Annotated in this window: 19 protein-coding genes; 5 read left to right on the forward strand and 14 right to left on the reverse strand. The window is 69.3% G+C overall.

Annotation, left to right across the window (positions count from 1 at the left end; all coding sequences use genetic code 11):
• Positions 1-164: 164 nt before the first annotated feature.
• From ACP4E5_RS45560 to ACP4E5_RS45590, 7 genes are all read right to left on the reverse strand, one after another.
• The gene (locus ACP4E5_RS45560) at positions 165-950 is read right to left on the reverse strand and encodes a restriction endonuclease (RefSeq protein ID WP_425842259.1); all 786 of its coding nucleotides are present in this window, start codon (positions 948-950) and stop codon (positions 165-167) included.
• A 1,440-nt stretch (positions 951-2,390) separates the two neighbouring features.
• A complete protein-coding gene (locus ACP4E5_RS45565; RefSeq protein WP_361471340.1) occupies positions 2,391-4,286 on the reverse strand; it encodes a UvrD-helicase domain-containing protein in 1,896 nt (631 codons plus the stop codon).
• A 3-nt stretch (positions 4,287-4,289) separates the two neighbouring features.
• Complete coding sequence (locus ACP4E5_RS45570) at positions 4,290-6,176, reverse strand: ATP-dependent nuclease (RefSeq protein WP_361471342.1); 1,887 nt, start codon at positions 6,174-6,176, stop codon at positions 4,290-4,292.
• 438 nt (positions 6,177-6,614) lie between these two features.
• Positions 6,615-6,773 carry a DUF6417 family protein gene (locus ACP4E5_RS45575; RefSeq protein WP_425842264.1) on the reverse strand — a complete coding sequence of 53 codons (159 nt, stop codon included), beginning with the start codon at positions 6,771-6,773 and terminating at the stop codon, positions 6,615-6,617.
• A gap of 475 nt (positions 6,774-7,248) precedes the next feature.
• Positions 7,249-7,914, reverse strand: coding sequence for a 3-oxoacid CoA-transferase subunit B (locus tag ACP4E5_RS45580; protein WP_425842268.1), 666 nt, complete (start codon positions 7,912-7,914; stop codon positions 7,249-7,251).
• On the reverse strand, positions 7,911-8,579 hold the full coding sequence (locus ACP4E5_RS45585) for a 3-oxoacid CoA-transferase subunit A (RefSeq protein WP_425842271.1): 669 nt from the start codon (positions 8,577-8,579) through the stop codon (positions 7,911-7,913). The genes ACP4E5_RS45580 and ACP4E5_RS45585 overlap by 4 nt, the downstream gene beginning before the upstream one ends.
• On the reverse strand, positions 8,576-9,775 hold the full coding sequence (locus ACP4E5_RS45590; protein ID WP_425842274.1) for a thiolase family protein: 1,200 nt from the start codon (positions 9,773-9,775) through the stop codon (positions 8,576-8,578). The genes ACP4E5_RS45585 and ACP4E5_RS45590 overlap by 4 nt, the downstream gene beginning before the upstream one ends.
• Before the next feature lie 83 nt (positions 9,776-9,858).
• On the opposite strand from ACP4E5_RS45590, the gene ACP4E5_RS45595 reads away from it, so the two are divergent.
• Entirely contained in the window at positions 9,859-10,749 is an 891-nt protein-coding gene (locus tag ACP4E5_RS45595; protein ID WP_425842277.1) for a LysR family transcriptional regulator, read from the forward strand.
• A 118-nt stretch (positions 10,750-10,867) separates the two neighbouring features.
• Here the strand turns inward: ACP4E5_RS45595 and ACP4E5_RS45600 are convergent, their stop codons facing one another.
• Positions 10,868-12,973: an acetate--CoA ligase family protein gene (locus ACP4E5_RS45600; protein WP_425842279.1), complete on the reverse strand. Its 2,106-nt coding sequence runs from the start codon at positions 12,971-12,973 to the stop codon at positions 10,868-10,870.
• A gap of 90 nt (positions 12,974-13,063) precedes the next feature.
• Between ACP4E5_RS45600 and ACP4E5_RS45605 the strand changes: the two genes are divergently transcribed.
• Positions 13,064-14,026, forward strand: coding sequence for an acyl-CoA thioesterase (locus tag ACP4E5_RS45605; RefSeq protein ID WP_425842282.1), 963 nt, complete (start codon positions 13,064-13,066; stop codon positions 14,024-14,026).
• A 68-nt stretch (positions 14,027-14,094) separates the two neighbouring features.
• Here the strand turns inward: ACP4E5_RS45605 and ACP4E5_RS45610 are convergent, their stop codons facing one another.
• The 6 genes from ACP4E5_RS45610 to ACP4E5_RS45635 all read right to left on the reverse strand — a co-directional run bounded on the left by ACP4E5_RS45610 (position 14,095) and on the right by ACP4E5_RS45635 (position 22,925).
• The gene (locus ACP4E5_RS45610) at positions 14,095-16,164 is read right to left on the reverse strand and encodes a 3-hydroxyacyl-CoA dehydrogenase NAD-binding domain-containing protein (RefSeq protein WP_425842285.1); all 2,070 of its coding nucleotides are present in this window, start codon (positions 16,162-16,164) and stop codon (positions 14,095-14,097) included.
• Positions 16,165-16,178: 14 nt separating this feature from the next.
• Positions 16,179-17,315: an acyl-CoA dehydrogenase family protein gene (locus ACP4E5_RS45615; RefSeq protein ID WP_425842372.1), complete on the reverse strand. Its 1,137-nt coding sequence runs from the start codon at positions 17,313-17,315 to the stop codon at positions 16,179-16,181.
• 105 nt (positions 17,316-17,420) lie between these two features.
• The gene (locus ACP4E5_RS45620; protein WP_425842288.1) at positions 17,421-18,575 is read right to left on the reverse strand and encodes an ABC transporter substrate-binding protein; all 1,155 of its coding nucleotides are present in this window, start codon (positions 18,573-18,575) and stop codon (positions 17,421-17,423) included.
• Positions 18,568-20,334 carry an ABC transporter permease gene (locus ACP4E5_RS45625; protein WP_425842290.1) on the reverse strand — a complete coding sequence of 589 codons (1,767 nt, stop codon included), beginning with the start codon at positions 20,332-20,334 and terminating at the stop codon, positions 18,568-18,570. The genes ACP4E5_RS45620 and ACP4E5_RS45625 overlap by 8 nt, the downstream gene beginning before the upstream one ends.
• A complete protein-coding gene (locus ACP4E5_RS45630) occupies positions 20,331-21,464 on the reverse strand; it encodes an ABC transporter ATP-binding protein (protein ID WP_425842293.1) in 1,134 nt (377 codons plus the stop codon). Before ACP4E5_RS45630 ends, ACP4E5_RS45625 begins: the two co-directional genes overlap by 4 nt.
• A 27-nt stretch (positions 21,465-21,491) precedes the next feature.
• The gene (locus ACP4E5_RS45635; RefSeq protein WP_425842296.1) at positions 21,492-22,925 is read right to left on the reverse strand and encodes an MmgE/PrpD family protein; all 1,434 of its coding nucleotides are present in this window, start codon (positions 22,923-22,925) and stop codon (positions 21,492-21,494) included.
• A gap of 303 nt (positions 22,926-23,228) precedes the next feature.
• Between ACP4E5_RS45635 and ACP4E5_RS45640 the strand changes: the two genes are divergently transcribed.
• From ACP4E5_RS45640 to ACP4E5_RS45650, 3 genes are all read left to right on the forward strand, one after another.
• Positions 23,229-23,933 (forward strand): GntR family transcriptional regulator, encoded by a 705-nt coding sequence (locus ACP4E5_RS45640; RefSeq protein ID WP_425842299.1) that lies wholly within the window; start codon positions 23,229-23,231, stop codon positions 23,931-23,933.
• Positions 23,934-24,129: 196 nt separating this feature from the next.
• On the forward strand, positions 24,130-25,491 hold the full coding sequence (locus tag ACP4E5_RS45645) for a cation:dicarboxylate symporter family transporter (RefSeq protein ID WP_425842302.1): 1,362 nt from the start codon (positions 24,130-24,132) through the stop codon (positions 25,489-25,491).
• 39 nt (positions 25,492-25,530) lie between these two features.
• Complete coding sequence (locus ACP4E5_RS45650) at positions 25,531-26,445, forward strand: alpha/beta fold hydrolase (protein WP_425842305.1); 915 nt, start codon at positions 25,531-25,533, stop codon at positions 26,443-26,445.
• Positions 26,446-26,461 lie beyond the last annotated feature (16 nt).

The raw sequence follows: 26,461 nt of genomic DNA on the forward strand, positions 1-26,461 counted from the left end.
CTCCGCAGACACGCGCCGCCGCTACGCGGCGGTTACGGTGATCGCTCCGCAAGCGCGCACCCACGTCCCCAACGGCGCTGTTCACCTCATCCATCCGAACCGTCGCGTCGAGCGAGATAGGGGTGAGAGCCACGTGGTGCAGGAGTCAATGAACGCCGCGCCGGTCACAACAAGGGGACCTCGGGAACCCGACTCACCCGCCCGTCCGCAGGGTTGATCACGTACAGGTAGACGTCGTTCTTCCCCGCGTAGTTCACCGCGGTCTGTGCGTATCCGCTGGTGCTGTAGAAAAAGCGCAGAGGGCGCGGCCCGCCGCGCGGCGTTGGCCCCGCCGCGCCAACGAGGTTTTGTAGTGCCGGCCGCCCCACTGGCGTCTTCTGGTGCTTGACCTGAGCAACGGCCACCTGGGCGCGGGCATCGATGCCCTCATCGCCTGCGGCCTGGGTTACGGCGGCGTCCTTGAAGCCGAGGGCTCTCAGGTGATCTGCGGCCAGGTGCTCGCAGGCCCGCCAGTCGATGTTCTGCGGGGGCACGGTGGGCGTCCAGGCGTTGTGGTGGCCGTACCAGCCTGTGTGGCCCGCCCCTTGGTCCTGCACCCAGCGGCACGACTCGACAGCCAGGCGGGCGTTCACCTCGGCGAGCAGCGCTTTGTTGCGGAGCCTGCATATTTTTTGCTCTCTGTAGGCGGCCGAGTTGTTGCCGGGTCTCAGCGGCTCGTTCAGGGCGTCTTGGAGTGCCTGCTGTGTGTTGGCGATCGAGTTCGCGCAGCAGGCCGCCATGGCGGCCTCTTCAGGGGTTTTGGGGTCGAAGTAGGTGTCGCTCATGGCGTAGAAAATAATGGATGCTTGTGATCTATCGGATAGGTGGTGGGTAGTCAGGGCCTTGCCGGCGTCACGCGCTCGCTGGTCTTCGACGGCGGCAACGGCGCGCGATGGAATCACCTCGCTCATCCTTCCGTGGACCGTGTCTACGCGGCGTCCTTCTTCACGGAGGTCGATCCGTTCAGCACGCTGATAGCGATCGAGACTGCTGAGGGCCGGCTGCACTTCTGGGGAGGCGCAGGCGATGGCGAACCCGAGTCGCCCTCGGCGGGTGCTCCGGACATGGGGGTGCCCCGTCTGCGGGTTTGACGGCGACGCGAGTGAGGCCGAGCAGCGGGTTGGGGGGCTTCGGGTTCCGCGGCTGGTTCCTGTTGGGTTCGCCATAACATCCGTGCCGGATTACGACACAACACACTTGTAAGGCCGCATGTCGTGGCACGGCGCCGTGCCGGGCGGCTCTGTGCGCAGCAGGCAGCCCTTGCGCTCAAGAGCCATGTGATGACCCGCAGTTCGGCCTCAAGCAGGGTCGCGGGGGTTGGGCTGTCGAGTCTTGTCATCGTGCGGCTCGGCTGGAGTGGACATGCTCGGTGGCGGTTGTCCGCGCGGGAATCGAGGCGAGCCCTGTGCGGGCGGTACGCCGGTTCGTCCGTTGTCGCGCACGGCTCGCCGCTCGCTGCGGTTTGCGTCGGTGTCTCAGGCGTTCGACGCGCTGGAGGACTTCGGGGCCAGCGAGGCGCCACAGGGCGCTGGTGCAAGGGCCCGCACCCGCGGTTCAGCAGGATGCGACACAAGCAGCGCGTGCCGTTCACGGTGCTGCCTGTCCAACTACCGACAACGGAGGAACCGGTGATGATCGATACGAGCTCAGCGGGGGGAACCAGCGTGCGGAGTACGGCTACGGTGGATGCAGCTCCGGGCACCGCAGGCGGGGTGCCGAGAGGACGCCGATGGCGAGGCGTGTCATCCCGCGTGGACGCCACCAGGCAGATGGCCGCGCCCGTCATTTCATCTCCTGTCCGGAGCTTCAGTGTGAGACCTGAGCATCATTCGTCCGCTTCCCGGTCCCCCGAGGCTGCGCCTGTATCGCCGGAGCCGCTGCCCGTGCCTTCGCGCGGTAGCGCGGTGGCGCAGCAGACCCCGACCAGCCCGGCCTTGCGTCGCACGGGTATCGGTGGAAGTGCCATCGTGGGCGGGCTGGTGGTGGCGGGCGCCCCATGGTGGGTGATCGCCGTCGTTGGGCTCGTGGCGATCTTGTTGGCGGGTCTGGTCCTGTTGGCGCAGGTCCTTGTTCCGGCGGACTCTGAGCACAAGCGAGACCTGTGGCTGGCGATTCTGTGGTGCCGGGACCGGGGTTCTCGGCACAGAGAGGGCATCCGCAGACTCGGTTCCCGTAGGAGCCGGTGGGACAGACGCTCCCGTCGCACTCGGGCGTAGCTTCCGTGTGGGTCTGCAGTCGGCCCGAACCCGACTTTGATCGAGGCGGGTTCGGGCCGGGTCTTATGTGTTTTCCCCCGCCCAGGTGGCTCATCGTGGGCGCAGGGAGGCGGGCGTGGCTCTGGTGTGCGGGGCTCAGATGCTGGCGTCCACGGTGTGGATTTCCCAGCCGCGTGCCTCGAATGCGCTGAGGTAGGGCTGTGCGCGTGTGCGGTGCAGTGCCATGGCGAGGAAGTGCGTGGGTCGGGTGATGCCGACGAAGAGCAGCTGTGCTGCTTTGAGGACGGGCGGGGAGGCGTTCTTGGGGTCTTTGTTCTGTAGGAGGAGGGCGAGGGTTTCGTGGACGTCGTATTGCTGGCCCTTGCTGTTCAGGCATTCGAGGATCAAGGTGGCGGCGTGTGTTTCGCCCTTGGCCCGCTGGATGGACGAGGCCACGATGCCGTCTCCTGTCCCGCTGTCGGGCTGGATGAGCACGGGTGGTGCGGGTACGTGGCTGAGGTGTTCGTGGAGTCTGCTCGTGGCCCGCAACGGGGTGTTGGTGAGTTGCGGCAGCACGTTCTTGAGCCGGTCCATCAGGTGGTTCCACTGCTCGGCGCTGTCGATGTCGGCGGTGAGCAGGTCGTGCAGGAGGAGGCGGGCCTGGCCTCCGGGGGTTGCGGTGCTGCGTTCCAGGCGTGACAGAGCCGGGAGCGGCTGGTCCACGCTGCGGTTGCAGGCCCGGCGTACGGCATCCCAGGCCTGCCCCGTTGCGGTGGTGCGGTCGTCCTGAAGCCCGGCGCGCGCCAGGCGGAGTGCGTTGATCAGCTCTCGGGCGTTCTTGTCTCTGGTGGGTGTGGTGTGGCCTGGCAGGTAGCAGGAGATGGCCCGGGGGAACTTCTTGGCTTGTCCGGGGACTATCCGCGAGGCCAGCACGCGGGCTGGCTGGGCTGCGAGGATCTGGCTGGGGACTTTTTGGCGGGCCAGGCTCTCGAAGGCGGGGACGACGTGGGTGACGGAGTGGTCGTCGTAGAGGAGTACGGCGATGGTTCCTTCGGGGCCGGCTCCCTGGATGGTCTGACGGCGCCGCAGCGTGAGCTGGCTGGCGAGCTCGGCAATCTGGGTGCCGAAGCGCCTGCTGAGCGGCAGCTGCAGGGCGGTGGGCAGTGGGAAGGCTGACGGTCGCGACGAGGTGGAAGTTCCGTCGGTGAAGATCCCCTGGTTCAGGTCTCCGACGCGCTGCACCACGGATCCGCCGTGGCCGAAGACCAGGTCCAGCAAGTGCTGCTGGAGATCGCTGGTGTCCTGCATCTCGTCGAGCAGGACGAAGGGGAACCGGTGCGCGGTGGCGCGGGCGATCTCGGGGTGGCGGACGAGGTGGCGCTCCGCGATGGCGAACATGTCGCTGTAGCGGAAGCGGCCCCGGTGCGTGAGCTGATGCTTGAGGTGTGTCAGCTGCTGGGCGCTGGGTGAGGTGCTCTTCAAGGGCAGGGGGCCGTAGGGGCCGCTGACGGTGAGCTCGCCGGCGTCGCAGACGTAGGTGGCCCCGGCGACGAGGTCACGTCTGTCGTACGCCCTCTCGGTCCAGCTCTTCAGGGTCCGATAGCGGGGATGGTGGTCCAGGAGCCACAGGGCGTCCTCGGCGTGGGCGTCGTTGTCGATGGCCTGGATCTCGATGCCGAGGGATCGGAGTGCCGGGAGGGCGAGGAAGGTGTTGGTGAAGGTCTGGATGGTTCCGATGAAGTGAGGGAACGTCAGCAGGCGGCGTCCGGCCGGGGTGTCGCCGAGGCGGCGGGTGATCTCGTCCTTGGCCGTGTTGGTGTGGGACAGGACGCAGATTCCGCGGGTCGGCGAGGTCCAGCCCTGGGCCAGGAGGCTGAGCTTGAGGCCGATCAGGCTGGTCTTGCCCGATCCGGGGGCTGCCTGGAGGTCGAGGGTCTCGATGCTCTGCAGGAAGTCCCACTGCTCGCGCTGGGACAGCTCGAGGCCTTGTTGGGCCGCCAGGAGCTCGGCCTTGTCCTTGGCGAAGACGTCCGGGGCGAAGGGGGAGGTCATTGGTCAGGCCTCCGGAGTGCTCAGGTAGTCGAGCGCGGCGATGAGGTAGGGCGGGAGGTCTTTGTCCCCGATGGGGGTGTTCTGCAGGACGCGGGCGGCGTGCTGGGCCGTAATCGCCTTGCTGGTCCGCTCCGTGCGCAGCGGCTTGTAGATGTCGAGGGCGACGTCGGACAGGGAGCGGCCCTCGTTCCTCCAGTCCTGGACTTCCATCGCGGCCTGCTTGTCGCTCGTTTCGAGCTGCTCGGCGGTGGGCCAGGTGGACTTCCCGGCGGCGCACACGGCCTGGTGCATGAGGCCGGCCATGGTCCAGGAGACTGCGGCGAGGTCGTACTCGAAGGTCCAGTGGTCGGAGACGAAGGTGCGCACGTTGCCGTCGTCGTTCTTGCACAGGTTCGCGACGTGCTTGGCGATCTCCTGTTCGTTCATCTCGGCGGAGCACTTCAGCTGGCCACGCATGACCTTGGACGTGTTGGCCGGGACTAGGTCGCGGTCGCGGATGCAGGCAACCTGGACGGGGATCTGTCGGCCCTTGCGCTGGAAGATGCGGCTGTAGCGGAACAGGCCGACGCTGCCGACGTTCACGACGCTCACGCCGTTCTCGTTGAATGAGCGGCCGACGGCCCGGGCCAGCGCGGGCAGCAGGATGGCTTCGGCGTCGCCTTCGACGATGGCCACGCCCCGGGCGAAGAAGAGGTTGGCCTTGGTGACGTCCAGGAAGCGGGTCAGGAAGGCGTAGTCGTCGCGGTCTAGGCGGGTGTGCTCGGGGGCCAGGCTGAAGGTCGTGCCCCGGGACACCAGCGTGAGGTCCTTGACCGGGGTGGCGGAGGCGAGGTTGGGGCTGTGTGTCGTGCAGATGACCTGGACGGGAGCATCCGGTTGGACGGCGCTGGTGTCGCCAGCGCGTTCGCGCAGGAGGTCCATGATGCGGGTCTGGAGCTGTGGGTGCAGGTGTGCTTCGGGCTCCTCGATCAGCAGCAGCGGCGCGGGGGCGCTGTTGTTGAGCAGGAGGAGTTCGGCGGCCATGAACAGGGCGTTGCTGTAGCCGAGTCCGTGTTTGGTCCAGGCTTTGTCGCCGGCGAACAGGCGCAGTTCCAGGCGTTCGAGGGCGCGTATCAGGGTGGCGTCGCCGGCGACGCTGATCTTGCTGTGCAGTTTGTCCGTGCCGATGGAGAACTTCTGCAGGTAGTTGGCGTTGATGTCCTCGCGGGCCGTGCGGATGCCGTCGTTGTTTTCGATGTGGTGCTCGGTGCGCTTCAAGATGCCGACCAGGGTGCTGGCCTTGTCCCCGGTCTCATTGAAGTTGAAGTCGTTGTCCTTCTGCGGCTGCATGTCGGGATAGTCGGCGAGGATCTGCGACAGGCGTGATCCGCGTCCGGCGCGCAGTTCGGCCTCGGCGTCGCGCAGGGGGCGCAGGTAGGTCGCCTTGAGCAGTTCGCGGGCGGTGCCGTCCAGGGCGGGGCCCCGGCCGTCGCGGCCGGTGCGGGTGGTCAGCGACGTGCGGTGGGAGCGTCCGGGGTCGATCATCTGGGCTCGTACGGTGATGTACAGAGCGCAGGTGCCGTCGCTTTCGGTGGTCAAGTGCTCGAGGAAGACGCCGTGTTCGTGCGGGGTGAGGTCCTTGAAGGCGCAGGTGAGGGTGAAGGTGTCGGCCTGGACGCCCGCGTTGACGTGGAAGTCGTCGGTCGTGACGCGGTAGTAGTCGCCGGCCGTGGTCTGCAGGCACAGCCGGATGGCGTCGATGATCGCGGTCTTGCCGCTGCCGTTCTCCCCCACCAACACGTTGGCGGCCGGCCCGAACTCGGCCCGCGGAAGCGGGCCTGTTTCGTCTTCTCGCTGGGGCGCAGCCCCGAAGACGCGGAAGTTTTCGGCATACAGGCATGCCAGATACATGAAGCCCCCGTGTGTCTGTACCTGCGTCCCCCGTGGACACAGGCGATGCGGACTGCTCCTGGCTCCCCTGCCGTTGGGCACCCCGGGCGCATCATAAACACATTTACTTCACGCTTTGAACACATCTCTGGTTTCCTGGGGTGCGCGCTTCCCCGGAACAACCGGACGACTGCGGCCGGTCGCGCTTCTGGCGGCCGCCATGGAGCTGGCAGGCCGTCGTGGTCGTCGCCGTGGGGTTCCGTGTGGCGCTGGCCAGCGCGTTCACCGACCACTTCAAGTGTCAAGGTTCCGCCCAGGCGGAGAGCTTGACGGCCCTGTTGCGCAGCCTTGTCGACGCGAAGGGGCCGGATCCCGGCATCGGACGGAGGCCCCGGCAGGGCGCGCCCCTTCGGTCCCGCATGATGAGCTACCGACTGCCGAGGAACGGCTTGCGCCCGGTTAGCTCTCCGACGGAATACGTGCGGCGATCTCCCGGGCGAACCACTCCGCCTCCTCGGACAAATCGCCCACCCCCTCCGCGGCAACCAACTGCAGCAGACGCAGCAGGTCGTAGGGCCTCATCGAGGGCCAGCATCTCCAAGCGGCGAGCGGCCGCATCCTGGGCCGAGACGAGGTCGCTAATGTCTGCGCTCACTTCACACAGCATGCCCGGACGCTCGCCGCAGATGACGACAGTCTCTATCCCGAGCCCGCGCACACCATGACTGCGCAGGAGTCCCGTGACGGATTGGGCACGGACAAGAAGTTCTTCATCAAGTCACGCTTCGCCGTGTGCTCGGGTGCGTCGTTCACCCAGGAATGAATCAAGGCCAACAAGCCCGTCGCAGCCAGCGCGTTCAGCTTCCTGGCGATCGGCACGGCCGAGGTTCAACCAGGTCATCCTCGGCTTCCAGACCACCGCGATTCGGAGGGCAGCGGACGAGGTCTGAACAAGCCGTCCGAGCACCGGAGTTGGCTCCGAAGCCCAGACGGCTCTGCAGGCTTTCCCGGCAAGCCGTGTGCGGACGGCTTCGAGAGACGGGCCAGGGAATGGGTCTCTCCCATTGGCCGTGAGATCACCCGACGGGCGGACTCAGCCTTCCACCAGAGGCACTTCGACTCGCTCACTGAGCTCTTCGAACGTCATACCGGAAAGGTCACGAACGTACACCGGGCCGCCGTCTCGAGCCGCCGCCAGGTCGAAGGTTGCGATATCGGTGTAGACCCGGTCGACGCAGCCGGCGCCGGTCAGCGGGTACGTACAGGAGCCGACCAGTTTCGAGTCGCCGTTCTTGGCAAACAGCGACATCATCACCCAGATCTGCTTGGCGCCAATGGCCAGGTCCATGGCGCCTCCGACGGCCGGGATCGCGTCCGGCTTACCTGTGTGCCAGTTGGCCAGGTCACCGTTGGTGGCCACCTCGAACGCACCGAGCACGCACACGTCGAGGTGGCCGCCGCGCATCATGGCGAAGGAGTCGGCGTGGTGGAAGTAGGCGGCGCCGGGCAGTTCGGTCACCGGGATCTTGCCAGCATTGGTCAGGTCGGGGTCGATCTCGTCGCCGGACGCCGCAGGCCCCATGTTGAGCATGCCGTTCTCGGTGTGCAGTACGATCCCGGCATTGCGCGGGAGGTGGTCGGCGACCAGTGTCGGCTGTCCGATGCCCAAGTTCACGTAGGAGCCGGGCTCGATGTCCGCGGCGATGGCCGTGGCGATCGCGTGCCGGTCACGGGTAGTGCCGGGGGTGCTGGTGGTCATGCGTGCTCCTGGGGGACGACGCGGTCTACGTAGATGCTCGGGGTGACGACGGTCTCGGGGTCGAGTTCGCCGGCGTCGACGACGCGGTCCACTTGTGCGATCACCGTGCGTGCGGCCGTGGCCATCACGGGGCCGAAGTTGCGGGCGGTCTTGCGGTAGACGAGGTTGCCCATGGTGTCGGAGAGGTGCGCGCCGATGAGCGCGACGTCGCCCTTGATCGGGTATTCGAGGACGTAGGTGCGTCCGTCGATCTCACGGGTCTCCTTGCCCTCGGCGAGCGGCGTGCCAACTGCGGCCGGGCAGAAGAACGCCCCGATCCCCGCGCCCGCGGCCCGCATACGTTCGGCCAGGTTGCCCTGCGGGACGACTTCGAGGGCGATCTGGCCGGTGCGGTAGAGGTCGTCGAAGACCCAGGAGTCGGTTTGACGCGGGAATGAGCAGATCACTTTGCGGACACGCTTGGCCGCCAGCAGAGCGGCCAGCCCGGTGTCGCCGTTGCCGGCGTTGTTCGACACGACGGTCAGGTCGGTGGCTCCCTGCCGGATGAGTGCGTCGATGAGGTGCACGGGCATGCCGGCCATGCCGAACCCGCCGACCAGGACGGTGGAGCCGTCCGCGACGTCGGCCACGGCCTCGTCGTAGGAGTCCAGGACGCGCGCGTTCACTTGGTGGCCTCCGTGTTCTCCAGGACCACGGCGAGAGCCTGGCCCACACCGATGCAGATGGCGGCGACGCCCCAGCGCTGGCCGGACTCGGCGAGGCGCGCGGTGAGGGTGCCGATGAGCCGGCCGCCCGAGGCTCCCAGCGGGTGGCCGAGTGCGATGGCTCCGCCCTTGGCGTTGACGATCTCCGGGTCGATGTTCCAGGCGTCGACGCAGGCCAGGGACTGCACCGCGAAGGCCTCGTTGAGTTCGACGGCGGCCACGTCGTTCCAGGTGATGCCGGCCCTGGCCAAGGCGCGCTGGGCTGCCTCGACCGGGGCGAAGCCGAAGTCTTGCGGGTCGAGGGCGAAGGCAGCCCGGCCGGCGATGCGGGCCAAAGGTGCGGTTCCCAGACGGTCGGCGGCCGCTTCGGTGCCGATCAGCACGGCGGAGGCGCCGTCGTTGAGCGGGCTGGCGTTGCCCGCGGTGATGGTTCCGCCGTTGTCGAGGGAGCGGAAGGAGGTCTTGAGTTCGGCGAGCTTTTCGGCGGTGGTGGCGGGGCGGATGCTTTCGTCGCGCTCGAGGTCAACGTCCTCGACGGGCACGACCTGGTCGGTGTAGAAGCCGGCCTCCCAGGCCGCGGCCGCGAGGCGGTGGGAGCGTGCGGCGAACTCGTCCTGTCGCTGCCGGGAGATCCCGAACCGCTGCTGAAGCTGCTCGTTGCAGTCTCCGAGGGAGGCGGTCCACTCGTCTGGCATCCGGGAGTTGATCAGACGCCAACCGAGCGTCGTGGAGACGGCGGTGGCACTCGCGGCGGGGAAGGCTTTCGAGGGCTTGGGCAGTACCCACGGTGCGCGGGTCATCGATTCCACTCCCCCGGCGACCACCACGTCGGCGTCGCCGGATTCCACCGCACGCGAGGCGTGGATGAGGGCGTCCAGCGAGGAGCCGCACAGACGATTGACGGTGGTGGCGGGCACCGAGGTGGGCAGTCCGGCGAGGAGGGCCGCCATTCTGCCGACGTTGCGGTTGTCTTCACCGGCCTGGTTGGCGCAGCCCCAGATGATGTCGTCGATGCTCGCGGGGTCGAGGGCGGGGGCCTTGGCCAGGACTCCCGTGAGCGCCGTTGCGGCCAGGTCGTCGGGGCGGGTGTGGGCGAGTGCCCCGCCGAAGCGGCCGAACGGGGTGCGGGCTGTGGTGTAGACGAAGCTTGCGGTCATACCGGCACGGTAGGTAGGCAAGATTAATCACGTCCAATACTGTTTTGGCGTTCATATATAAGGCTGCCGATATAATTCAGGGCATGGAGATCCGCCATCTGCGGTCGTTTCTCGTGCTGGCCGAGGAGTGTCACTTCGGTCGCGCGGCAGAGCGTCTGCACATCGCCCAGCCGGCCCTTTCTCAGCAACTCAAGGCACTTGAGAGGGAGGTTGGGGTGTTGCTCTTGGAGCGTTCGACACGCCATGTCGGCCTGACGGAGGCCGGGCGCTTGTTGCAGGAGCGGGCTGCCCAGGTCGTGGCCACGCTGGAACGCACCCGCACCGACCTTGATCTGCTCGCGGCGGGGCAGGCGGGCAATGTCCGCCTGGGTTTTGTGGGCACCGCGACGTACGACGTGCTGCCCCGGGCGGCGCATCGTCTGCGGGCCGAACTGCCCGCGGTCCATCTCGACCTGCGTGGGGAGCTGTTGGGCCCCGACTTGCTTGACGCCGTCCGTGAGGGTGCGCTCGATCTCGCGGTGCTGCGGATGTCGGCCCCGCTGGGCGGTGACGGGCTGGAAGTCCACCACCTGCGCGATGAACCGCTGGTGGCGGTGCTGCCTGCCCATCACCCGCTGGCCGACGCCCCGGAAGTTGGCCTGGCTTCACTGGCGGGCGAGTCGTTCGTGACACATCCGGCCGGGCACCGCTCGACGATGCAGCCGCTCGTCCTCGACGCCTGCCGCCGGGCCGGCTTCGAGCCGGCCGACGTCGTCGAGGTCAGCGAGACGGGCACGCTGGTCGTGTTCGTCGCGGCGGGCATGGGCGTGGCCCTGGTCCCCGAACCCGTTCGCGCGCTGCGGCTGGACGGCGTCGCGTATGTGCCCCTGTCCGGCCCGCCGCAGTTGACCTCGCTCGTCCTCGCCCAGCGCCCGGGCGCGCCCACCATCGTGAGGAGGGTGGGCGACGTCGTGCGGTCGGTGACCTCGGCCTGACGCATCGTCGGGACCAGGCCGCATGCCCCCTCCCGGCTGGGAGGGGGCATGGCCTGCCGTGGGAGCTCAGCTCGAGACACTCCCCGCGCCCAGGTCCGTGTGCGGTCCGATCAGCGGCTCACCGTCCGTCGTGGGCACGGCGCACGAGGGCGTCCAGCGCCACGACTCCCTTGCCGACCATTCCGACCGAGACCGGGTTCGCCTCGGCCTCGAGGACTTCCGGGTGGTCGGTCGCCAGGCGGGAGAGGGCGACGATGGCCTCGGCGAGAGCGTCCGTGTCGCCGGCCGGGGCGCCGCGGTATCCGGTCAGCGGTGTCAGCCCCTTCACCTCGCGGATCATTTCGTGGGCGGTCTCCTGGGTTACGGGGGCCAGCCTGACCGCCGAGTCGGCGAAGACCTCGGCCAGGACGCCGCCGGTGGAGAGCACGATGACCGGGCCCACCTCGGGGCTCAGCCGGTAGCCGACCAGTGCCTCGCCCACTCCCCTGTCCGCCATGGGCTGGACGAGGACTCGGTCGATGGCGATCGCCTGGTCGTAGGCGGCGACGCTGGTGGCGATCGAGCGGGCGGCCGCGCGGACGCCGTCGGCGTCGCGCACGTTCAGAACGACGCCACCCGCGTCGCTCTTGTGGGGCAGCTTGTCCGACAGCGCCTTCACGACCACGGGGTAGTCGAACGGGAGCTCCAGCGGGCGGTCGAGGTCCGCCAGGGCGAGTGCGGTGGCCGGGGTGACGGGCACGCCCTGGCCGTCGAGCAGTTCGGCGGACTCGCGCTCGTCCAGGACCTGCGCGGCGGGCGGGGGTCCGGCCGCGAACCGGCCGTGGCCGTCGATGGTGGCGGGGCGGCGGGCGAACGCGGCGGCGACGACGTCGGCGCAGGACTCCGGGGTGCGGAACGCCGGGACGCCCGCGCTGTTGAGCAGGTGGGCGGCCTCGGCCGCCTCGGGCAGGGCGAAGCCCACCACGGGCACCTGGTGGCCGCCGCGCTCGGCGATGGCGTGGACGGCGAGTTCGGGGTTGAGCCGCGCCGAGGAGCCGATCACGAAGACGATGAGGTCGAACTCGCCGCTGTCCTGGAGGAGTTGGAGCGCGTTGGAGACGATGTCGTGCCGCGCGCCGGCCAGGCCGAGGTCGGCGATGAGGCTCGCAGGGACGGGCGCTCCGGCCTCGCGCATGCGCGCCACGAGCGCGGCACTGGGAGCCGCCACGCTCAGTCCACGCAGAGCGAGCTGGTCGACCATGATGGCGGCCCCGCCGCCGGTGGTGGTGACGACGCCGACGCGCGGCCGGGGCCGGTCGGCTACCGCCGATACCCGCTGCAGCAGGGCGGGCGCCTCCAGCAGCGACTCGAAATTGGCGACGCGGCTGAAGCCGCAGGCGGCGAAGAAGGCCTCCGCCTCGCTGTCCTCGCCCGCCAGCGCGCCCGTGTGAGAGACGGTCAAGGCGGCCGCCTCCTGGGACTTGCCCAGTTTGTACACGGCCACGGGCTTGCCGGCGCGGTGTGCGGCGGCCGCGAAGGAGGCCAGGTCGTCCGCGTGCCGCAGCGACTCCAGGAAAAGCGCGTAGGAGGTGATGCCCGGATCGTCCAGGGTGGCTTCGCAGATGGCACCCAGGGAGAGGTCGGCCTCGCCGCCGGTGGAGACGAGGCCGGCGAAGCCGATCCCGCGCCCGCGGGCCCGGCTCACCAGTGACCCGATGACGCTGCCGGACTGCGAGGCGACGAAGACGCCGCCCTGCGGGGTGTCGGGCTCACCAAAGGCGGCGTTGCCGGTGAGCATCACGCCGGCGCGGGGGTTGACGACGCCGAGGCTGCTCGGGCCGACCAGCCGCACCGGGCCCTTGGCCGCCTGTCCCCTGAGCCGGTTCTCGCGTTCGCGGCCCTCCTCGCCGTCTTCGGCGAATCCGGCCGAGAGGATCGTGGCCACCTGCACGCCGAGCCTGGCGCACTCGCCGACGGTCTCGATGGCGGCCTCGGCCCCGGTCATGATGTAGACGTGCTCGGGGACTTCGGGCAGCGCGCTGAGGCTCGGCCACGCCTTCTCCCCCTGGACGCTGTCGCGGGTGGGATTGATGAAGTAGGCGTTCCCGGCGAAGCCTTCCTGTGCGAGGAAGCGCTGCGGGCGTCCGGTGGTCTTCGCCGGATTGTCCGAAGCGCCCACGATGGCGACGCTGCGGGGATTCAGCAGCGCCTGGGCGAGCGCCTGCCGGGAAGCGGGGTTCTCCATGTCCGTCAACTCCTAGACGTCTCCACGCCGCTGTGTGGCATGGTCCTGCGAACTCTGCGCGATCGTTCCACACTCTATAGAGTGTTGTCTATGGACAAGTTGAGAGACAGTACGGCGGAGGAGACACCGGTCTCCCCGGAGCCGACACACGGCGACGAGTCGTCGCGCGGAGCGGAGGTCAACGACGAATCACTGATGCAGCGGCTCGCGTTGACACCCACAGGCCTGGAGGAGTTCACGGGCGTCCCGCCGCGCTCGTTCGACCAACGGGTCTTCGGCGGGCATCTGCTGGCCCAGGCACTGCTCGCGGCCGCCCACACCACCGGGGCCGACCGCGTCGCCAACTCCCTGCACGGGTTCTTCCTGCGGCCGGGCGTGCCAGACCGCGAGATCCGCTACACGGTCTCCGCCCTGCACGACGGACGCTCCTTCTGCTCGCGGTCGGTACGTGCGGAGCAGGCCGGACGCATCCTCCTGGCCGTCGACGCCTCTTTCGCCACGGCTCGTGACGGGGTCACCGACGCCCATGCCCTGCCGATGCCCGACGTCCCCGCGCCCGAGACACTGGCGCCCCTTCACGAACGCACCGAAGCGCACGGCCACGCCCCCGACGGCTTCAACTGGCGCAGCCGCAGGGACTGGTGGACCTCCTCTCGGCCACTGGACGTGCGCTACGTCGACCAGCACCACCTCGACGATCCCCGCGTGCGCTGTTTCTGGTTCCGGGCGGCGCCCGCGCTGCGGGCCGACCAGAACACGCAGCGGGCGATCCTGGCCTTCGCCTCCGACCGCTCGCTCCTGCCCGTCATCCACCAGTCGCGCGGCGAGCTCGACCGGCGCGGGCACCGCAGCGTGGCGAGCGTGGACCACGCCATGTGGTTCCACAGCGACGTCACAGCCGGCGACTGGCTGCTGTACGTGCAGGACAGCCCCTACAACACGGCCGGAATGGGGCTGGCGCGCGGACTGGTGTACCGGGCGGACGGGGCGCTGGCCGCGACGGTGACCCAGCAGGGGGTCGTGCCGGGCAGCCGGCCCGGGCAGCAGCCGTAGCAGCGCGAGGGGCGGACCGCTGCTGTCACGGTCCGCCCCTCGCGCTGTCCCCTGCTCCCGCCGGGGCTTCAGCCGTCGGTGAGCAGTGCGAGCTTCCCCTCCCGGAAGCCCCACCCGGTCGCCTCGCACAGACGGGCCTGCTCCTGGGCGAGCAGTGCCGGGTCCTGTCCCCGGGCCCAGAAGGTGATGCCGCCCGCGCGGTCGGGGAAGCCGTAGGCGAGCGTCAGCATGAGGTCGATGTCGCTCGCCCGCTCGGCGATGCCCTCCTCCAGCAGCAGGGCCGACTCGTTGGCCATCGCCATCAGGGCCCGGCGCACGATCTCGTCCGTCGTGAACGCCCGTGGTGTGATCTTCTTGCGCTGCCGTGACCGGCTGATGAGGTCTGCCACCCGGGCGTCTGGGATCGGCGTCCTGGAGCCGGGCTCGTAGTGGTACCAGCCGTCTCCGGTCTTCTGGCCCAGCCGGCCCAGCTCGCACAGCTGGTCCGCGACGTCCGGGTACCGTTCACGCGGATCCCGGTCGGCCGCGCGGTGCAGCCGCATCCGCCAGGCGATGTCGAGACCGGACATGTCGGCGACGGCGAACGGCCCCATGGCGAAGCCGAATTCCTCCTGGGCCCGGTCGATCTGCTCGGGGGAAGCACCCTCCTCGACCATCAGCTCGCACTGTCTGCGGTACGCGCTGTAGACGCGGTTGCCGATGAAGCCGTCGCACACCCCGGCAATGATCGGCTGTTTGCGCAGGAGCCGGGCCGTGGTGAGTGCCGCGTCCATCGCCTCGGACGAGGTGCGGGCGCCCCGCACGATCTCCAGGACCGCCGATCGGTGCGCGGGGTTGAAGAAGTGCATGCCCAGCAGGCGGGACGGGTCGTCGAGCCCTGCGGCCAGCACGTTGATGTCCAGGTAGGAGGTGTTGGTCGCCAGCGGGGTGTCCGGTGGCGTCAGGCTCTCCAGCTCCTTGAGGACGAGGGCCTTGATGCCCAGGTCCTCGAACACCGCCTCGATGATCAGGTCCGCCTCCGCGAGTTCGGCCAGGCCGGAGCCCGCCGACAGCAGGTCGCGGCGCTGCGCCGCGTCGGCCGAGGAGAGGCGTCCGGCAGTCACCGACCGCGTGCAGGCGTCGTGCAACGCGTCGACGGCGCGCCGGGCCGTCGCGGGGTCCCGGTCGACGACGGTGACCGCGATGCCGGCCTCGACGAGGGCGCGGGCGATTCCGGCCCCCATGGTTCCGGCGCCGACCACGCCGACGTGCCGGATGTCGGCCGTGCGGTCCGGGCGGTTCGCCTTGTTCGCGGCGGCCCTGGCGAAGAAGAGATGGCGCAGTGCCTCGGCTTGTCGTCCGGTGCGCAGCCGGTTGAACTCGGCGCGCTCATGGGCGAGTGCGCGCTCAGCGGATACGGCCACCCCGGTGAGGACGGCGCCGACGGCCGCCACGATTTCCGGACGGGCCCGGCCGGCGGCGATGACCCGGCGCGCGGCCTCCTCCAGCGCTCCCGGCGTCTCCGTGACGACGGACTGCTGTCGCAGCACCCGCTTGCCGTCCAGCGCGCGGGCGAAGCGGACCGCTTCCTCGCGCAGAGAGGCCGGCACCACCTCGTCCACGAGGCCCTCGTCCCGCGCCCGTTCGGCCGGGATCCGCTCGGCGGAGGCGGCGAGTTCCAGGGCGCGGGAGGGCGGCACGAGGCGGAGTGTGCGCTGGGTGCCGCCCGCACCGGGAATCATCCCGAGGCTCACTTCCGGGAGGCCGACCGTGCCGCCGGCGCGCGCGATCCGGCCGTCGCAGCCCAGCGCGAGCTCGAACCCGCCGCCCAGGGTCGCCCCGGACAGCGCGGCGACCACCGGCTTGGGGCACTGTTCGATCGCGGCGATCACCTGGGGCAGCTGCGGCTCGGGCAGCGGGCCCTCGAATTCGTGCAGGTCCGAGCCGGACACGAAGTGGCGTCCTGCACCGATCAGGACCAGCGCCGCGATCTGTTCGTCGCCGGCAGCCTGTGCGACGCCCGCCAGCAGCCCCGCCCGTACCTGTGCCGTGCTCGCGTTGACCGGCGGGTGGTCGATGACGAGCACCGCCACATCCTGCTCCACGGTGAGCGAGACGGGGCCCCAGCGGTGTGCGGCAGGCGGCTGCGTCGTGGCCATGTTCTCCCCCACGCTCATGCGGCGCGCTGGCTGAAGCGGCGTCCGAAGATCTCCTCGGCGATGCGGTTCTTCAGCATCTCGGTCGAGCCCCCGGCGATCATCCAGCCGCGGGTGCGCCGCATGCAGTACTCCACGAGGGACTCGGTGCTGAAGCCCATCGCGCCCATGGCCTGCATGGCCTCGTTCGCGGCGCGGAAACCCGCGTCGTTCGCCGCGTACTTGGCGACCGAGGTCTCGTAGGCGGAGGGCAGTCCGGCGGCAGCGTTGCGCACGGCGCGGTCCAGGAGCGCGTCGGCCGCGTCCAGGGCGACGGCCACCTCGGCGAACTTCCACTGCAGGCCCTGGAATTCGTTGAGTGTGCGGCCGAACTGCTCGCGGGTGCTGACGTGTTCCTTGGCGAGGTTGAAGGCGAGACGGCCAAGGGCCAGGGCGCGCGAGGCGTTGCCGATGCGCTCGACGTTGAAGCCGCTCATCTGCTTCTTGAAGCCGCCGGGGCCGAGCAGGATGTTCTCCTTGGGGATCCGGCAGTCCTCGAAGTACAGCTGGGCCCAGGTTTCGCCGCTCATGTAGGCGGAGGGGGTGCCGACGGTGAGGCCGGGGGTGCCCCGTTCGACCAGGACGGAGCCGATGTTGCGGGTGCCGGGGCCGAAGCGGACGTAGACGAGGAAGAGGGTCGCGTCGGCGCTGTGGGTGCCCCAGATCTTGGTGCCGTTGATGACCAGGTCGTCGCCGTCCTCGGTCGCGGTGGTCTTCAGTTCGGTGGCGGCCGAGCCTGCCTCCGGCTCGCTCATGCCCAGGGACAGCAGGGCGCGTCCGGCGAGCAGGTCGGGCAGGTACTTCTTCTTCTGCAGTTCGGTGCCGAATTCGGCGAAGGTGCGGATGGCGCCGAAGTTGCCGGCCTGCAGGACGTCCGCGCTCTTGGGGCAGAACTGGGCGATCTCCTGGATCACGGCGACGGCGTCGGCCAGTTCGGCGCCCTGCCCGCCGTCCTCGGCGGAAATGGTGAGCCCCAGCAGGCCCTGCCGGGACAGGAGTTCGGCGACGTCCCAGGGGTAGTTGGGGTCATGGGCCCGCTCGAGTGCGCCGTCGGCGAGGTGGCGGGCGGCGAACGAGCGGACCGATTCGATCAGGTCCTTGCGTTCGGTGGTCATGTCAGTCACTGGTGTCGTCCTTGGCTCGGTGGTGATGTGCGCAGGTGGAGTCCGCGCCCGGTCGAGTCGGGCGCGGCGGTCCGTTGCGTGGCAGGCGGGTCCGGGTCAGCCGATGAAGTGGAACGCCCGGCGCCAGGTCTTCTCGTCGGAGTCCGCGTAGTGCCGCATCTCGTCCTCGGTCAGCAGGTGCAGGCGCGGGGAGTCGGCGGCGGGCAGCTGGTACTCGCCGGACTTCACCGTGCCGATGTCGGTGCGGGCGGGGACGAATCCCTGGGCCGCGGCGAACCGTTGCCCCTCCTTGGACATCGACCAGTTCGCGAAGACCCGGGCGGCCGGGCTCTTGACGCCCCGGGCGGTGAGGCCCAGCGGTGAGGGGGCGGCGGAGACGCCCTCCTTGGGGACGAGCAGCTTGATCGGTGCGCCGGCCAGCTGAGCGGCGAAGGCGTTGTTGAAGCTGAGGGAGGCGATGGAGATCTCACCGCGGGCCAGGGCGTCGACCTCGGTGGAGGTGGAGTCGAAGATGCGCGCCTTCTGGCGTCCCTGGGCGGTGAGGAAGTCGGGGCCGAAGACCTCGAGCTGGAAGCGGGTGAGGGCGGCCAGGCTGCCGCCGGTGGTGATGGCGACGACGCCGAGCTTGCCGTTGTAGCGCGGGTCGGTGAGATCCTGCCATCCGGTGGGCGGGTCCTTGGTGACCACGGCCGAGTTGTAGCCCAACGCGTTGACGATGTTGTAGCCGCTCCAGTAGCTGTCGCTGGTGAGCGCCGTTCCCTTGGCCAGCTTGTCGTGGAAGGGAGTGCGGTAGGGGACGTAGACCCCGGCCTTCACGAACTGGCGTGCCACCAGGGGGTCCGTGATGCGGATGGCGTCCGCTTTCAGTTTTCCGGCTCCCTGTTCGGACAGGGCACGTTCGGCGAGCTTGTTGGTGGGCAGCCGGGTCAGCTGCACCTTGATGCCGGTGTCCTTCTCGAACCGGGCGATGGTCAGGTCCTCGGCCTCCTGGCCGGTGCCGGAGTAGAGGATGACGGTGTCCCCCTTGGCGGCCTCGTACAGCTTCCGGTCGGCGATCTGCTCGCCACCGATCCGCAGTCCGTCCGTCTTGTCGATCTTCGGGCGGGCGAGCAGGTCGGCTGCGGCCTGTGTCTTGGTCACGCTGATGTCTCCGCAGCCGGTCACGGTGACGAGGAGGCCGGCGGTCAGGGCGGCGAGCGTCGTGCGCCGGGAGAGGCGTCGTGGGGTGTGTCCTTGGATGGGGTCACGCACCGTGGGCCCCCTTTCCCGCTCCGAGGCGGCGCGGCAGGTAGCTCAGGACGAACATGATCAGGCAGTAGACAAGTGCGGTCGCGGAGGCTTCGCGCAGTGCCCCGCCGTTCTCGAACTGGTCGTAGATGGCGATGGAGAGAGTTTCGGTGTCGGTGGTGTAGAGGAAGAGCGGCACGGTCAGCTCCCGCATGCTGAGCATGAGCAGCAGCAGGAACGTCGAGGAGACCGCGACCCGCAGCAGCGGCAGCGTCACGAAGGAGATCGCCCGGTGGCGCCGTGCTCCGAGCATGACGGCGCTGTCCTCCAGGTCGCGGTCGGTGGCCTGGATGGCGGCGGCGATGCCGCGGAAGCCCTGGGGCATCTGGACGACGATGAAGCCGATGATGAGCACCCACAGCGTTCCGTAGACCGACACCGGCATGACCAGCCAGGTCCACAGCAGTCCGATGCCGAGCACGACGGCCGGGATGGCCAGCGGAACCATGGATACGGTCTCCAGCGCGCTGCGTCCCCGGGCCTTCGTCCGGTAGACGACGTAGCCGGCGAGGAAGGCCAGGACGGTGCCGCCGAGGGCGGCGAGCAGCGAGACGAGCACGCTGTTGGCGGCGGTCTTGGCGAACACGTCGGAGGTCACGGCCGAGGCGAACGAGGTGATGTTCAGGGCGCCCGGCTCGGTGAGGCTGCCGAAGGAGCTCATGTACGGCGAGGTGCGGATGGCCGACAGGAGCAGCCCCAGCAGCGGGGCCGCGATGGACAGGACGAAGTAGAGCAGGGCCACCAGCAGGGCGGGCGTCCTGAACCGGCCCAGGCTCAGGGTCCTGGCCTTGACCCCCTTGCCCGACACGGTCGTGTAGGAGCGCTTGGCGAGGATGCGGCGCTGGGCCAGCGTGACGCCCACGACCACGGCCACCAGGACGACCGCGACGGCCGCGGCCTCGTTGCCGCGCGACGGCGTGGCGTTCATCAGGGTGTAGATGAAGGTGGGCAGGGTGTTGACGCCGCCGGGCATGGCGAGGACCTGGGAGACGGGGAAGTTCTCGAAGATCAGGACGAAGATCAGCAGTCCGGCGCCGAGGATGGCGGGCAGGGCCAGGGGAAGCGTCACCGAGCGGACGGTGCGCCAGGTCGATCCGCCGTGGATGCCGGCCGCGTCCTCCAGGTCGGGGTTCATCATCGACATCGCGCTGTGCATCATCAAGAACGCGTACGGCGCGTAGTACATCGCCATGACGAGGACGATGCCGGGCACGGAGTAGATGTTGACGGGCCCGTTCATGCCGAGGTCGCGGAAGCCGACGTTGATCAGGCCGGCGCCGGGGCTGCCCAGGATCGCCCAGGCCAGGGCGCCGACGTAGGACGGCAGGAACATCGGCATCAGGCCGATCAGGAAGACGAAGCGCTTGCACCGGATGTCGGTGCGGGCCGTCACGAAGGCGAGGAATCCGCCGATCAGCAGGGCGAGCGCGGTCGCGCAGACCGCGATCACCACCGAGTTTCCTGCGGCGGCGATCACTCCCGCCTGGGCCAGCACGCGGAAGTTGTCGAGGGTCAGGTCGAAGCGGATGCTGCCGGGCCGGGGGACGTCCTGGCTGAAGGCGGCGAGCAGGATGAATCCGGCCGGTACCAGGACGAGGAAGCCGACGACGGCCAGGAGCGGGAGGCCGATCAGCTTGCCGCGGCTGCGGATCCGGCGCTCGGGCCGGGGCGTTGGCTCCGTTCGGGCGGCGGGCGCCTCGGGGTCCATCAGCGGAGTGCTCATGCCGCGCTCACCGCCGCCCGCTCTGGGGTGTCGAGCACGGAGTCGGGCAGCACCATGACGCTTTCCGGGGCGATGCTCACGTTCACGCGGGCACCGTGGGCGAGATGCCCGGTGGCGGGCGGCGGGCAGACGGCCTCCAGGGTCAGTCCGTCGTCCGTGGTGATCTGGCAGCGGATGGAGGATCCCTGGAAGACGGCGACCTCGACGGTGCCCGGGAAGGTGTTGGGCTCCGTCGCATCTCCGTTCTCGGTGCCGGGGGCGAGTTCGACCCGGACGTCCTCCGAGCGCACGCAGACGCTGGACGGGCCGGAGGCCGGCAGCGTGCGCGTGGTGCGCAGGCCGGCCGAATGGACGACGAGCTCGACGCTTCGGGCGGTGGCCCCCGGCTTGACCTCGAAGATGTTGGTCACGCCGAGGAAGGCGGCGAGTGAGGCGCTGGCGGGGGTCCGGTAGATCTCTTCCGGGGTGCCGAGCTGGGTGATGCGACCTTCCTGCATGATGGCGATCCGGTCGGCGAGGGCCAGGGCCTCGTGCTGGTCGTGCGTGACGTACATGCTGGTAAGGCCGCGTTCCACCTGGATGCGGCGGAGTTCGACGCGCAGGTCGTCGCGCAGGCGGGCATCCAGGTTCGACAGCGGTTCGTCGAGCAGGAGCACGCTCGGGGACATGGCCATCGAGCGGGCCAGCGCGACCCGCTGCATCTGGCCGCCGCTGAGCATGCTCGCTCCGCGGTCGGCGAGATGGGCCAGACCGACGATGTCGAGAACCTCCAGCGCCTGGCGGCGCCGGTCGGTCTTGCCGACCCCCTTCATCTGCAAGGGGAATGCGACGTTCTCCAGCACGGTGCGGTGCGGCCAGACCGCGTAGGACTGGAAGACCATGCCGACGTTGCGGCGGAACGCGGGGATGCTGCTGCCGCGCTCGCCGTCGAACACCCGCTTGTCACCGATGGAGATGGTGCCGCGGGTCGGTGTCTCGAGGCCGGCGATGCAGCGCATGGTGCTGGTCTTGCCGCAGCCCGACTGTCCGAGCAGGACGACCGACTCCCCGTCCTCAATCGTGAGGTCCAGGTTCTTGATGGCGACGAAGTCTCCGTAGGCGAGCTCGAGACCGCACACGTCAACCTTCATGAGTGCACTCCTTGGGTCACCTGGCGGTCACGCGCGCTGCGTGGCGTCGTGGGCTGCGTGCCGGCCGCGGGCGTTGCCTTCGCGGACGGCGCGGTCGATGTCGTCGAGGAAGGCAAGGCCGCTGAAACCCCAGGCGGCCTTGATGAGGGCCTCGGCGCCCTCGTCGCCGATCACCGGCACGACCAGGTTCCGTACCTTCTCCTCCAGTGCCACGTCGGGCAGCGGGTTGGCGGGCTCGCCGTACGGGTGCTGGACCCGGTGCGTGAGACGGCTGCCGTCCTTCAGCACGATCGTCACCTCGGCGGGACGGCCGGTCTTGGGGTAGGCGGCGTCGGCGTCCGCATCGAGCGCGACGACGACCTTGCCGGCCAGCTCCTGCGCGGTGGCATCGGCCCGGCTCTCGGCGTCGAAGTCGGTCAGCGTGACCGCTCCGCGCAGCAGCGCGACCGCGACGGTGTAGGGGATGCTGAGCTGGGCCTGGAGCACGGTATCGAGATCGGTGCCCGCGTGCCCGGTGGCAATCTTGAACGTGCCGACGTGGATCTCCTCGACCGTCGCCGGGTCGATGGTGTGCTGGGAGCGCAGCGCCAGGACCGCGTCGATGGCTCCGTGCAAGTGGCGGCAGCAGGGATAGGGCTTGACGTAGGTGTCCAGCAGCACCCATCGCTCACCGAGGCCGTCGCGGACGATGCCGGGGAACCAGTCGGTTCCGGGGGTGCCGGCGAAGGCGGCGAAGTAGCCGTCCTTGCCTTCGAGGGCGGTCGTCGGGCCGGTCAGCCCGGCCTGGGCCAGGTCCGCGCTGACGATGCCGTCGCGGGCGGCCTTGCCGGGGTGCAGCCGCTTGACGTCGGCGGAGCCGCTGAGGAACTCGAACACTCCCCCGGCGTGCGAGGCCGCGATGCCCAGGGCGTTGGCGACGCCGGTCGCGTCCAGGTCCAGCAGCGCACTCACGGCGGCGGCCGCGCCGAGGACTCCGGCGAGCGGGGTGTTGTGGAAGTGGCGGTGCCGGGTGGCCGGGTGGCCGGCGGCGGCGATCCGGCAGGCCAGCTCCATGCCGACCGCGGCGGCGATGAGCACGCGCTCCGGCTCGGCCACGTCGATTCCGCGCTCCTGCGCCACGGCGAACACGGCGGGCAGGACGACCGAGGTGGGGTGCATGCTGCCGGGGGTGTAGCCCTCGTCGGCCTCGATGCCGTGCCCGTTGGTGCCGTTGACGACGGCCGCGCCGAGCGGCGAGAGGCGGCCGTGCCCGATGGCGGTGGCGGCCTGGCCGGGGTAGGCACGTGCGGCGTGCTGTGCGACAGCGGCGGAGACCGGACCGACGGAGCTGGCGACCACGCCGGCCAGATGATCGAGGATCATCCGCCGCACGTGGTGATCAAGATCTGTGGGCAGCGCTGTCCGCTGCCGGCTGACGACCCATTCCGCTACGTCCCACGTCAGCCGTGCTTGCTCGGTCATGCAGTCTCCAGACTCTCGGCTCTGAGAGGGGCGCGCCCCGGGCACGGCGTGAGCCGCGCCACGTCGGCGCTTCCAATGCGGCGGAGGCTACATAGTCTATAGAGTGTTGTCTAGGGTTCCAGGATGCGCCGCCAGGGGTTCCCTCGTGAGGCGTCGCCGGCCGGCTCCGGCGGACAGGGACCGAAGGGTCTCCATGAAGCCCTTCACCGAAAGATCTCTTCTACAGGCTGTACATTATTGACCTGCAAATGACCCGCAAAAGATCATGTGCCGGTTGAGGCCGGCCCCATGCCGAGGAGCTCGATGGTCCGGGACGACAGCGGCGTCGCGCCGCCGATGAGCAGGACCGACTACGTCACCGAGCGCATCCGCGACGATGTCGCCAACGGAGTCATCCGCCCCGGCGAGCTCATCAAGCAGACCGTGCTGGCCAAGCGCTACGGCGTCAGCCCCACCCCGGTGCGCGAGGCCCTGCGCAAGCTCGAGGCGGACGGCGTGATCACCTACTCCCCGCACAAGGGCGCCTCCGTCCGCCAGATGACGCCGGACACGGCCCGCGACCTGTACCGACTGCGGGCCTCGGTGGAACGCACGGCGGCGGCCATGGCCGTGGAGCGCATGACGCCCGCCGGCCTGGAGCAGATCAAGGAGCGGCACGCCCTCCTGGCGGAGGCGCAGCGCAGCGGTGAAGCGACGGCGGCCGAACTCTCCGTCCTCAACCGCGACTTCCACTTTGCGATCTACCAGCAGTCGTCTCCGCTGGTCGTCCAGTACGTCGACGCCCTGTGGGTGCGCTTCACCCCGACTGCCACCATCTGGACGGCACAGCACACCGCCGAGCTGCAGCACGATCACGACCTCATCCTCGACGCGGTCATCCGGGGGGACGCGGCGGCGGCGGGCGAGCTGACGGCGGCCCATGTCCAGCGCGCCGCCAGCATCCGAGAACACGAGCCGGAGCTCCGGGCCGCCGGCAGCGACGTACAGCAGGACTTTCCCAGCCTGTAGCCGACGGCGAGCGTCGGCGGCAGCCCCGTCTCACCGAATGCGCCCCTCACCGGCGAGGGGCGCATTTGTGCTGTTCAGGAGCGGGTCCGAGGCACCCCGGATTGAACTCGGGGGTTGACATCCCGGCCAACACCCCCGAAGGTCTGTACGTCCGACGCACGAATGTACGCCTGTCGCACAGTCAATGGAGACGACGATGCCGCTGCGACCGCTGTTGCACAGCGCCTTTACGAAAAAGCTGTACGTGACCGTCCTTGTCGCGATCGTCCTCGGGGCCGCCCTCGGCCTGATCGCACCCGGGGTCGGAGCCTCACTCGAACCGATCGGCACCGGCTTCATCTCGCTGATCCAAATGCTCATCGCACCCGTGGTGTTCTGCACGATCGTCACGGGCATCGCATCCGCCGGCGAACTGACCGCGGTGGGGCGCGTCGGGGTGAAGGCCCTGGTCTACTTCGAAGTCGTCACGACGATCGCGCTGATCGCCGGACTGATCGTGATGGATGTCTTCGAGCCCGGCCGCGGCCTCAACGCCGACCCGAACGCACTGCACCTGTCGGGGTCGGCCAAGGAGTACCTCCAGACCGGCGAGAACCAGCAGTGGTACAGCTTCCTGGTCAACATCATTCCGCACAGCGTCGTCAGCGCGTTCACCGACGGAAACGTGCTGCAGGTCCTGCTCATCGCGATCCTGTTCGCCATCTCGATCAAGGCACTCGGTGCACGGGGCGAGCCACTGGTCCGGGGCATCGCCCGCGTCGGCGACGCCACCTTCGGCGTCGTCAAGCTCGTGATGTACCTGGCCCCGCTCGGCGCCTTCGGCGCCATGGCCTACACCACCGGCAAGTTCGGCATCTCCACGCTCGCCAGTCTCAGCGGCGTCATCGTCCTGTTCTGGGCGACCGGCATCGTCTTCTGCCTCGTGGTGTTCGGGATCATCGCCCGCCTCTGCGGACTGCGCATCCTCAAGCTCTACCGGCACTTCAAGGACGAACTGCTCATCACCCTGGGAACCTCCAACTACGAGGTCGTGATGCCGCAGTTGATGCGCAAGCTGGAGAACCTCGGCGCACCGAAGCGGATCGTCAGCCTGGTCGTCCCCTCCGGGTACGCCTTCAACGGCGACGGCGTCTGCCTCTACCTCGGCTTCGCCTCGCTCTACATCTCCCAGGCCTTCAACGTCGACCTGACGCTGTGGCAGCAGATCGGGCTGCTGGCCGTTTTCATCATCACTTCCAAGGGCAGTGCGGGGGTCGCAGGCGCCGGGTTCGTCATTCTCGCGGCCACCCTGTCGAGCACGGGCACGGTGCCGGTCGTCGGAATCATGCTGATCCTGGGCATCGACCGGTTCCTGTCGACCATGCGCGGGCTGGTCAGCCTCTCCGGACAGATCATGGGCAGCCTGATCGTCTCCCGCTGGGAACGCGTCCTCGACGTCGACCGCGCCCGTGCCGTCCTCGACCGCAAGCTGCCGGCAGCCGACCCGGCGAGCGACAAGGGCACCGCAGCCGATCTCTCCCGCGACGACCTCCCGACGCCTGCCGGCAATGCGTCCTGACCCGGCGCGTCCGTTCCGTTCGATGAAGGGGAAAGCACCGTGAACCGAAGGAACTTCGTCCTCCTGGCCGTCGCGTCGGCGACGACCGCGGCGTGCGGCACCTCGACCGACACCACCTCGGCCGAGGCGACGCCGGAGCGGACAAACACCAAGGAGACCCGCACCGTCATCACACGCGGCAAGGTCCGGATCGAGACGATCAGCCAGGGCAAGGGGCCGACCGTCGCCATCCTGCCCTCCCTGGGCCGCGGAGCCGAGGACTACGACAAGGTCGCGCCGATCGTGGCGGACGCCGGGTTCCGCGTGCTGCGCCCCCAGCCCCGGGGCATCGGCCGCAGCGAGGGGCCGATGGACGGCTTGGACATGCACGACTTCGCGGCGGACGTCGCGGCGGTCCTGGACCACGAGAAGGCCGGACCGGCCGTGGTCGTGGGCCACGCCTGGGGCAGCCAGCCCGCCCGGATGCTGGCCGAGGACCGCCCGGAACTGGTGTCCGGACTGGTGATGGCCGCCGCGTCGGCCGGGAAGCTGCCTGCGGACTCGAAGGAAAAGCCGTACGGCAGAAACCGCGAAGCCATCGACGGGTCCGGAGATCTGACACTCTCCGACAAACAGCGCCTCAAGTACCTGAAGCAGGCCTTCTTTGCACCAGGCCACAACCCCCGGCCGTGGCTGGACGGGTGGTACCCCATGGCACACGACGCACAGGCACACGCGCGCAATGTGACGCCCGTCGACGCCTACTTCGCCGGCGGCGACGTTCCCATGCTCGACCTGCAGGCCGAGTTCGACGCCGTCGTGGTCCCCCACGTGTTCAAACCCATGCTGGGCGACCGGGTAACCGTCCAGGTCATCAAGAACGCCGGACACGCGCTCGCTCCTGAACAGCCGACGGCGATGGGCAAGGCGATCGCGGCGTTCGCCCGTCGCGTCCACGGCGCGCAGGCCCCCTGATCCACATCTGCTCCAA

Source organism: Streptomyces fractus, assembly GCF_049844455.1.
Classification (GTDB): domain Bacteria; phylum Actinomycetota; class Actinomycetes; order Streptomycetales; family Streptomycetaceae; genus Streptomyces; species Streptomyces fractus.